Source organism: Bradyrhizobium sp., from assembly GCF_016462955.1.
Classification (GTDB): Bacteria; Pseudomonadota; Alphaproteobacteria; order Rhizobiales; family Xanthobacteraceae; genus Bradyrhizobium.
Genome location: NZ_JAEMSD010000755.1, coordinates 1 through 2389, shown reverse-complemented (window position 1 = coordinate 2389; position 2389 = coordinate 1). Strand labels below are relative to the sequence as shown.

2 protein-coding genes are annotated in these 2389 nt (G+C 64.7%); one reads left to right on the top strand and one right to left on the bottom strand.

The genetic code is table 11. From position 1 onward, the window contains the following. The coding region (locus tag JHD07_RS37905) for a cysteine synthase A (RefSeq protein ID WP_291631522.1) at positions 1-680 on the bottom strand (680 nt) is incomplete at its 3' end. Positions 681-1386: 706 nt separating this feature from the next. Here JHD07_RS37905 and JHD07_RS37900 point away from each other — a divergent pair. Further along, the coding region (locus tag JHD07_RS37900; RefSeq protein WP_291631524.1) for an efflux transporter outer membrane subunit at positions 1387-2389 on the top strand (1003 nt) is incomplete at its 3' end.

Here is a 2389-nt window from a genome sequence, read left to right as displayed (position 1 = left end):
GCCTTGGGATCTCCGGTCCTGAAATACTCGTACATGCCGGCGCCATGTGGATCGGCGCAGGCGATGCGGATGTCGTGGTTCTTCTCTGTCAGATAGCGGCTGACGCCGGCGATCGTGCCGCCGCTGCCGACCGAGCAGACGAAGCCGTCGACCTTGCCGCCGGTCTGCTCCCAGATCTCGGGCCCAGTGGATTCGTAGTGTGCCTTCGCGTTGTCGAGGTTGTTCCACTGATCGGCAAACAACACGCCGTTGGGCTCGGTCTTGCGCAACTCGTCGGCGAGACGGCGACCGACGTGCTGGTAGTTGTTGGGATTGGCGAACGGAAGGGCCGGCACCTCGATCAGCTCGGCGCCGCACAGCTTCAGAAAGTCCTTCTTTTCCTGGCTCTGCGTCTCCGGGATCACGATGAGCGTGCGGTAGCCGCGCGCGCTGGCGACGACCGCGAGGCCGATGCCGGTATTCCCGGCCGTCGCTTCCACCACGAGACCGCCGGGCTTGAGCTCGCCGCGCTTCTCCGCCTCCAGGATCATCCATTTGCCGGCGCGGTCCTTGACCGACTGACCAGGATTCATGAACTCGGCCTTGCCCAGGATGGTGCAGCCGGTCAATTCCGAGGCGCGCTTGAGCTTGATGAGGGGGGTGTTGCCGATGGCTTCGACAACGTCGTTACGAATGGTCATGTCAGGGGAAATCACTACCAAAGGGGTTGATCAGCTTTGGCTTAAACCTAGTGCTTGGCAGGCCAAAGGGGAAGGCTTTTGCGCTGCGGCGAACGCGGCCGAAATGTCAGTCCAAACAGTCATATGCCGAGGACAGAGGGCCGATGAGGCGCTCGGCCGCGAGGCGGGATATCGGTAGGATGAAATGACCAAACCCGGTCAGCTCAGGAAAAGATAACGCTCGTCATGAGTGACCCTGCGAGCAAGTCTTGCCAGGTGCGACATGGATCGGCTTAGAGGGGGCGCGAAGCCAAGCAGATTTGGTCAGGCAGCGGCGCAGACGGCAATTGACGGTCTCGTGAGTTGGCCAGCTGGCGCGATTGAGCTCAAGACGCCCGGATGCGGCCCCTCGAGGGCTCAGCAGCCGGTGTGGCCGCAATATCACATGAAATCTTGGTAAGCTTGATCGTGTTTCCGGATGTTTTCTTGATCAGAGAAGTCACTGCGAGACAGGTAGATCTGAGATTTTCGCCAGTTCGCTGCCGGCGCACCGGCATGGGGATCTCGCAACCGCGGCACTGTCCCGTCATGCCGCGCCCGGCTAGTATGGGTCAGGTTCCGCAGAAAGCATCACGGCCGTGAACGCGTCGTCCAAAGCCTCCCGACCCTCCCGTCGCGAATCGGTTAATCCGGCCGCGCGGCGGCTCCAGGGTCTGCCCGGCAGGGGCTGGATGTGACACAAAAAATTCCTGCGATCGCCACGCGGCGGTCTGTCGGTTCTGCATCGCGGACGCGGCGCGTGGCGCGTTGGCTTGCGGCGCTGTGCCTGTCCGCCGGTTCCGGTGCCTGCGTACTGACCCAGGATCTGCCCGATCCCGCGCTCGACGTTCCCACCCAGTACAAATATGCCGGCAAGGGCGATGCGCCGCCCTCGCTGGATTGGTGGCGCGGCTTCCGCTCAGCTGAGCTGACGCAGTTGATGCAGGAGGCGCAGACCGTCAATCTCGACATCGCCGCGGCGGTCGCGCGCATCGTCCAGGCCGACGCCCAGGCGCGACAGGCGGGCGCGGCGTTGCTGCCGAGCGTGTCCACCGGCGGCTCGGAAACCTATTCACGGACCTCGGGCTCGAGCGCTTCTGGCCTGTCCATCGGCGGACGCGAGGTCGTCAACTATTCGGCTTCGCTCAGCGCGAGCTACCAGCTCGACTTCTGGGGCCAAAATCGTGCCGCGTTGCAGACCGCCGAAGAGACGGCGAACGCCAACCGGTTCGATCGCGACACGGTCGCGCTGACGACGCTGGCGGCCGTCGCCAATGCCTATTTCCAGGTGCTGGCCTCGCAGGACCGCATCAGAACCTCGCAGCGCAATATCGCGAGCGCGCAGCGCATTCTCGACGCGGTCAGGGAACGGCGCAGTGCCGGCACCGGCACCGATCTCGACGTCGCCCAGCAGGAGAGCGTGCTTGCGAACCAGAAGGCCCTGGTGCCGCCGCTGCGCCAGACGCTCGACCAGAACGTCAACGCGCTGGCCGTGCTGATCTCGCGGCCGCCGGAGAGCGTGCGGGTGCATGGCGGCTCGCTGGACCGGATCGCGATCCCGCGTGTCACGCCCGGCCTGCCGTCGGAGCTGCTGACGCAGCGGCCCGACATCCGCCGGCAGGAGGCGCAGCTTGCCTCTGCGACCGCCAATATCGGCAATGCGCGCGCGCAGTTCTTTCCGACGATCCAGC